Raw genomic sequence first — 6221 nt, 5'->3', positions numbered from 1 at the left:
GGCGAGAACGTCCTGGTCCTCTCCGGCGAGGAGCCGGGCCGCCGCTGGGACCAGCCGGTCCCGCTGGTCGACGTCCTGCGCGCCGCCTCCTCCGAGGTGGAGCAGTACGAGCGCATCGAGCTCTCCGGGGTGCCGGAGGCCGAGATCCACGGCCTGGCCGTGACCGACCTCGTGCACCTGCTCGCCGAGCTCCTGGAGAACGCCACCACGTTCTCCTCGCCGCAGACCAAGGTCCGCGTCACCGCGACCCGGCTGCCCGACGGCCGCATCATGGTCGAGATCCACGACAAGGGCATCGGCCTCACCGCCGAGGACTTCGCGGACATCAACCACAAGCTGGCCAACCCGCCGACCGTGGACGCCGCGATCTCGCAGCGCATGGGCCTGTTCGTGGTCGGCCGCCTCTCCGACCGGCACGGCATCCGCGTCCAGCTGCGTCCCTCGGGCGAGCAGGCCGGCACGACCTCGCTCGTCATGCTTCCGGACGGGATCACGCACGGCGGTGGCGGCGGCGAGAACCAGCTGCCCGAGTCCGAGTTCACGGTCTCCTCGATCATGCCGGAGCAGCAGGCCCCGGAGCAGCCGGTCTTCCACCACGAGCCGATGCGTACGGCCGCGGAGCTCGGCTTCGACGACAGCCGCTACAACGGCGACACCGCCGACTCGCCGGACCTCGACCCGGTGGGCCGCTCGCTGATGCGCGAGGAGCGGCGTGCCGCTCTGGAGGCGCAGGCGCAGTCCCCCGACGGGCGTCCGCTCTTCCGCGACGAGATGGACGGGCAGCCCGGCTTCGACCAGCAGGGCGGCTACGACCCCTCATACGAACAGCAGTCCCCGGCGTACGACGAGTACGGCCAGGGACAGGCCATGCAACCGGCGTACGACGAGCCGTACTACCCGGCGCGGGACGGTTACCAGGACGCCCCCTATGCGGAAGCCGGTCAGGACGATCAGGCTGCTCGCGGCGGTGCCGTGTCCGAGCCGTTCACGGCCTACCCGGACCGCTCCCACCAGGACGACTGGCCGACGCGCGACGGATTCGACGACAACTCGGGTGCGTATCAGGCCGAGTACTCTCCGGAACCGGAATCTGGTCCGGCGGCTCCCGCGAACGGTGGCGAACGCGTAGGCTTCGACCGTCCCGGGCCGGCTCCGTCCGCGGTCCACGACACCACCGCTGCGGGTCTTCCGCGCCGCGGCGGCGCCGGTGCGGCCACCAACGGCAGCGCCCCGGCGGCCCCGGCGCAGGACGCGTTCGGAAACAACGACAGCAGCTGGCGTACGTCCAACGACGACCGCTGGCAGCGCGCCGAATCGCTGAAGGAGCCCAAGGCGGGTGGGGTCACCCCGTCCGGTCTCCCGAAGCGGGTGCCCAAGGCCAATCTGGTCGAGGGCACGGCGGAACAGACCCCACAGGGCGGCCCTCAGGTCTCCCGCGACCCCGAGGACGTGCGGGGTCGGCTGAGCAACCTGCGCCGCGGCGTCCAGCGGGGACGCAGCGCAGGCAGTGACACCACGAATGGCCAGGGCTTCGGCCCTGACAGCACCTACAACCAGGAGCGTTAGTGTGAGCCCGATGAGCCAGGCGGCGCAGAATCTGAACTGGTTGATCACGAACTTCGTGGACAACACCCCCGGGGTGTCCCACACGGTGGTGGTCTCCGCCGACGGACTCCTTCTGGCGATGTCCGAAGGCTTCCCCCGCGACCGGGCCGACCAGCTCGCGGCCGTCGCATCCGGTCTGACCTCCCTCACCGCCGGGGCCTCCCGGATCTTCGAGGGCGGTTCCGTGACCCAGACCGTTGTGGAGATGGAGCGAGGATTCCTCTTCCTTATGTCCATCTCCGACGGCTCTTCCCTGGCCGTGCTTGCACACCCTGATGCGGACATCGGTCTCATTGGGTACGAAATGGCGCTTCTTGTCGACCGCGCCGGCACCGTACTCACCCCCGACCTGCGCGCGGAGCTGCAGGGGAGCCTTCTCAACTAGTAGACGTACGGTGCGTTTTCGCGTCCCGTGGCCGTAAGGTTTCGGGACGCGGCTCCAGAATGATGGTGCCCGGCACAGTCGGAGGAGGAGTACGTGGCAGGTTCAGGAACACCCCCGGACGGTTCGTCATCGGCCAACTGGTCGCCTGGTCACGGCCAGGGTCAGGGGCCGCACGAAGGGGCGCCGAACCGGTACAACTTCCCCTCCGCGCCCAGCCAGCACCGCAGGCCTTATCAGCAGCCGCAGCAGCCGGGCCCCCGCCAGAGCCCGTACGAGCAGCCTCATACCCCCAGGATCCAGCCAGTGCAACCACAGCGACGCGCCCCTGAACCGGCGCCCGCGGGTGCTGCGAGCAACCCCCTGGTGCGTCCGTACGCCATGACGGGCGGCCGCACCAGGCCCCGCTACCAGCTCGCCATCGAGGCGCTGGTGCACACCACCGCCCAGCCGCACCAGCTCCAGGGCCAGTTGCCGGAGCATCAGCGGATCTGCAATCTGTGCCGCGAGATCAAGTCAGTCGCTGAGATCTCGGCACTTCTCTCCATTCCCCTCGGCGTCGCCCGGATCCTCGTAGCCGACCTGGCGGAGGCCGGACTTGTCGCCATCCATCAGCCGGGCGGCGACGAGTCCGCCGGCGGCCAGCCAGACGTGACACTGCTCGAAAGGGTGCTCAGTGGACTTCGCAAGCTCTAGCGGCGGAGCAACAGCCCGCTCCACCACTTCCGCGAAAATCGTGGTGGCGGGCGGCTTCGGCGTGGGCAAGACCACGTTCGTCGGGGCGGTCTCTGAGATCAACCCGCTGCGCACCGAGGCCGTCATGACGTCCGCGTCCGCGGGCATCGACGACCTCACCCACACCGGGGACAAGACGACGACGACCGTCGCCATGGACTTCGGCCGCATCACCCTGGACCAGGACCTGATCCTGTACCTCTTCGGTACGCCCGGTCAGGACCGCTTCTGGTTCATGTGGGACGACCTCGTACGCGGCGCGATCGGCGCGGTGGTACTGGTCGACACGAGGAGGCTCGCCGACTGCTTCCCCGCCGTCGACTACTTCGAGAACTCCGGGCTGCCGTTCGTCATCGCCCTCAACGGCTTCGACGGCCATCAGCCGTACACGCCGGACGAGGTCCGCGAGGCGCTGCAGATCGGGCCGGACACCCCGATCATCACCACCGACGCGCGGCATCGTGCCGACGCGAAGAGCGGGCTGATCACGCTCGTGGAGCACGCGCTCATGGCGCGGCTGCGCTAACAGCCCCGCCCCGTCGTCCAGCAGTTCGCCCCCGCCGGCTCCTGCCGGCGGGGGCGAACTGCTGTGTGGCGGAACCTGCCGGGAGGCAGGACCTGTTGTGTGGCGGAGCCTGCCGTGAGGCGGGACCTGCTGGGTGGCGGAACCTGCCGGGAGGCGGGACCTACGGCTTCGACCGTCGCCTTGCGTAACATCTTTGGCCAAAACACATGCCTGCCGCTGTGATGTTTTCGGTGAGACTCTCGCTGAAGGGAATGGCAGGTCCGCGCGACCACCCCTGCCTTCGTTCCTCCGACGGACCCAGCAGGAAGCGGAGCCCCCACATGCGCCTGCCCCACTCAGGCGGAACCCGGAGCCGGCCCGGGAACAGCCGTGCCACCCCCGCCCGCGCCGGCCCCTGACGGCGACGGGGCCCGGGTCGCTATCCGGTCAATCAGGCCGCGAAGCGCCTTCTCCACGGCGGTACAACGGACACAGGCGCGAGAACGGCCGCCGGGAGACCGCAAGAGACGGCCGGAGACCCACCCGGACCGCAAGAGAGGAGAGTCATGCAGGTCTACAGACGCAGACGCCGGCCGACGCATCGCGTCCGGCCGACGTCACACCCCCCACCACCGGCCTCGTCAGCCGAACCCGGGCACCTTCAGCTCCGCCCAGACCATCTTGCCGCCGACCGTCGGCTCGACCCCGACATCGGCCGACAGAGCCGCGACAAGGAACAGTCCACGCCCACTGACCTGGAACGGGTCCGGGGGCTCGGTGGGCACCACCGGAAGCTCGGTGGAGGTATCCGTCACCTCAAGGCGCACACCCTCGGCGCCCGTGCGACGGACGGCGAACTCGAACGACGAGCACGTGCAGTGCCGCACATTGCTGCACAGCTCGGTGGCCACGAAGGCGCAGTCGTCTACCAGCGCCTCCAGGCCCCAACTGCGCAGGCAGGCGCCGACGATCCGGCGTATCTGCTCCAAGCAGTGCGGGTCGTACTCCATGCGGACCTCGCAGGATCTGCTGATCACTACGAGTTCCTCCGCGGACGTGTTCGGCATTGCCCCTCCGGCACCGCTGTAGGTGTCAACTCAACCGAGAACAAAGGACGTTGGACTCGCATCATGTCGAGGCATCTATCACCTAGGCAAGTATTACTCGGCGTTCACATCCCTCAAAGGGGGTGCACCAGATGACAGTTGTCTGGCCGGAAGACGCGGGACATCATGTGCGCATGCCGCAAAGTGAGATGCCCACCATGCGCAGCCGCCGTCTCGGCGCCGAACTGCGAAGACTTCGCTCGGATGCCGGCCTCAAAGTCCAGGACGCGGCCGATGCACTGGAGTGTGGGCAGCCAAAGATCAGTCAGATCGAGACAGGCAAACGCGGTATCCGGCAGCTCGATCTGACCACTTTGCTCAATCTGTACGGAGTGCAGGACGAGCAGCAGCGGTCGAATCTGAAGCGACTGGCCAGAGACATCCACAAGGTCGACTGGTGGTCCGGCCAAGGGCCCTTCCTCAGCGGCGACCTGCGCGACTACCTCACTCTGGAAGCCGACTCCTCACTCATCCGCTCCTATGAGCCGATGGTGCTGCCGGGCCTGCTCCAGACAGAGGCATATATGCGCCAGATATTCACCGCCGGCGCCGAAGCGGATCGCGTCGAAACCCTTGTGAAGACAAGGATGAGACGCAAAGATCTGCTCCACGGGAACAGTGAATTCCGGCTCCGCGTCATCATCGACGCCCCGGCACTGCACCGCATTTCTGGTCCCACTGAATTGATCCGTCAACAATTTCAGCACTTGATCGAAGTGGGAAAACAGGCCAATGTCACCGTTCAGATCCTCCCCCTGAACATCACATTGCCGCTCGCGCAGTACGCTCCGTACACGATCTTCACCCTGCACGGAGAACCCCCCATAGAGGTGACCTGGTTGGAGCACATGACCGGGGGAACGTTGCTGGAGCAGCGACCTGACGTCCAGGTTTACACCAAAGCCTGGGATGACCTGACGGCCGCGGCACTCTCTCCCGCCCAGTCTCGCCAGTACATCCTTGACCATATGAAGGAAAGCGGGTCGTGATGTCTCGCACATCTGCGGCCAGTCGCGCGTTCACAGAGACAGAAGACGAATCAGTGAAAGCGAACTGGCACAAGAGCACCTACAGCGGCGCCTCGAACGGCTGCATCGAGCATACGAAGCTTTCGGCCGATCAGCGGGCGATTCGTGACACGAAGAATCCGGAGTTCGGAACACTCGTCTTCGACTCCACCGCGTGGCACGCATTCATTACTGGAATCAACTCCGGGGTTCTGCAGATATGAGCACGGACACCGCAAGCAACACACGCGTCACACAGCGGGAAAAGGCGTTGCTCTACGCGCTCGACATCTCCCGCGCCCAGTGGACAAGCACCCCTGGAAGCCCCGTGGAGGGCCCTGTGGAGATTGCCTCGCTGGGGAACGGCGCGGTGGCCCTGCGCAACCCCGCAGACCCACGTGGGCTCGTCCTGCGCTTCACCGCGGAGGAGTGGGACGCGTTCAAGCTCGGTGTGCTTGACGGAGAGTTCGACTGACCTCGCGGGCAGACGCCGAAGGACCCCGCACGAGGGCGGGGTCCTTCGGGGTGCCTGTCGGCCTTGCCGGCTGCTTCAGGGCGCCGGTCAGCCCTGCCAGCTGTGCGGGGCGCGGAAGCCGGGGGTGCGCTCAAGACGGCGCCAGCCGGCCTTGTCGCGGCCTCGGCGGGGCGTCGGGCTCTGTGCGGTGGCCGCGGCGCGGGCCAGCAGGATCGCGGTGATGGCGGCGACCTCTTCGGGCTCGGCGTGGCCCTTCTCTACGCGGATGTCGGGGTTAGTCATGTGCAGCGTTCTCCTTGTGGGCTACTGCAGGATTACTGCGGGGGGTTGCCGTGCTTGCGGGACGGCAGGTCTGCGTGCTTGTTGGCGAGCATCGCCAGGGAGCTGATGAGGACCTCGCGGGTGG

Annotated in this window: 9 protein-coding genes; 7 read left to right on the top strand and 2 right to left on the bottom strand. The window is 67.3% G+C overall.

Annotated features, from left to right (window positions below):
• The 4 genes from ACQKIP_RS37030 to ACQKIP_RS37015 all read left to right on the top strand — a co-directional run.
• Nucleotides 1-1566, top strand: a 1566-nt coding sequence (locus tag ACQKIP_RS37030; RefSeq protein WP_427745142.1) for an ATP-binding protein, incomplete at its 5' end; no start/stop codon positions are given.
• Nucleotides 1567-1576: 10 nt separating this feature from the next.
• Nucleotides 1577-1990, top strand: coding sequence for a roadblock/LC7 domain-containing protein (locus tag ACQKIP_RS37025; protein WP_135330751.1), 414 nt, complete (start codon nt 1577-1579; stop codon nt 1988-1990).
• 93 nt (nt 1991-2083) lie between these two features.
• The gene (locus ACQKIP_RS37020; RefSeq protein ID WP_365864830.1) at nt 2084-2683 is read left to right on the top strand and encodes a DUF742 domain-containing protein; all 600 of its coding nucleotides are present in this window, start codon (nt 2084-2086) and stop codon (nt 2681-2683) included.
• On the top strand, nt 2664-3248 hold the full coding sequence (locus ACQKIP_RS37015; protein ID WP_190084708.1) for a GTP-binding protein: 585 nt from the start codon (nt 2664-2666) through the stop codon (nt 3246-3248). The genes ACQKIP_RS37020 and ACQKIP_RS37015 overlap by 20 nt, the downstream gene beginning before the upstream one ends.
• 620 nt (nt 3249-3868) lie before the next feature.
• Here the strand turns inward: ACQKIP_RS37015 and ACQKIP_RS37010 are convergent.
• Complete coding sequence (locus ACQKIP_RS37010) at nt 3869-4294, bottom strand: ATP-binding protein (protein ID WP_365864832.1); 426 nt, start codon at nt 4292-4294, stop codon at nt 3869-3871.
• Between the two features lie 173 nt (nt 4295-4467).
• Here ACQKIP_RS37010 and ACQKIP_RS37005 point away from each other — a divergent pair, with 173 nt between their 5' ends.
• The 3 genes from ACQKIP_RS37005 to ACQKIP_RS36995 are packed head-to-tail and all read left to right on the top strand — an operon-like array spanning nt 4468 to nt 5815.
• On the top strand, nt 4468-5322 hold the full coding sequence (locus ACQKIP_RS37005) for a helix-turn-helix domain-containing protein (RefSeq protein ID WP_365864848.1): 855 nt from the start codon (nt 4468-4470) through the stop codon (nt 5320-5322).
• Nucleotides 5322-5564, top strand: a complete 243-nt coding sequence (locus ACQKIP_RS37000) for a DUF397 domain-containing protein (protein WP_365864850.1) — start codon at nt 5322-5324, stop codon at nt 5562-5564. Before ACQKIP_RS37005 ends, ACQKIP_RS37000 begins: the two co-directional genes overlap by 1 nt.
• The gene (locus tag ACQKIP_RS36995) at nt 5561-5815 is read left to right on the top strand and encodes a DUF397 domain-containing protein (protein WP_365864834.1); all 255 of its coding nucleotides are present in this window, start codon (nt 5561-5563) and stop codon (nt 5813-5815) included. The genes ACQKIP_RS37000 and ACQKIP_RS36995 overlap by 4 nt, the downstream gene beginning before the upstream one ends.
• Before the next feature lie 87 nt (nt 5816-5902).
• Here ACQKIP_RS36995 and ACQKIP_RS36990 read toward each other — a convergent pair whose 3' ends face one another.
• Nucleotides 5903-6097 carry an acyl-CoA carboxylase subunit epsilon gene (locus tag ACQKIP_RS36990; protein ID WP_365864836.1) on the bottom strand — a complete coding sequence of 65 codons (195 nt, stop codon included), beginning with the start codon at nt 6095-6097 and terminating at the stop codon, nt 5903-5905.
• Nucleotides 6098-6221: the final 124 nt, after the last annotated feature.

Source organism: Streptomyces sp. NPDC059900 (assembly GCF_050270335.1).
Taxonomy (GTDB): Bacteria; Actinomycetota; Actinomycetes; order Streptomycetales; family Streptomycetaceae; genus Streptomyces.
The sequence above is the reverse complement of the archived record's forward strand: the minus strand, read 5'-3'. Positions and strand labels throughout refer to the sequence as shown.

Bases quoted from the DNA above. Each gene is read 5' to 3' on its own strand.
- ACQKIP_RS37005 (WP_365864848.1), top strand. From the start codon at position 4,468: ATGCCGCAAAGTGAGATGCCCACCATGCGCAGCCGCCGTCTCGGCGCC.
- ACQKIP_RS36995 (WP_365864834.1), top strand. From the start codon at position 5,561: ATGAGCACGGACACCGCAAGCAACACACGCGTCACACAGCGGGAAAAG.
- ACQKIP_RS37025 (WP_135330751.1), top strand. From the start codon at position 1,577: ATGAGCCAGGCGGCGCAGAATCTGAACTGGTTGATCACGAACTTCGTG.
- ACQKIP_RS37000 (WP_365864850.1), top strand. From the start codon at position 5,322: ATGTCTCGCACATCTGCGGCCAGTCGCGCGTTCACAGAGACAGAAGAC.
- ACQKIP_RS37010 (WP_365864832.1), bottom strand. From the start codon at position 4,294: ATGCCGAACACGTCCGCGGAGGAACTCGTAGTGATCAGCAGATCCTGC.
- ACQKIP_RS36990 (WP_365864836.1), bottom strand. From the start codon at position 6,097: ATGACTAACCCCGACATCCGCGTAGAGAAGGGCCACGCCGAGCCCGAA.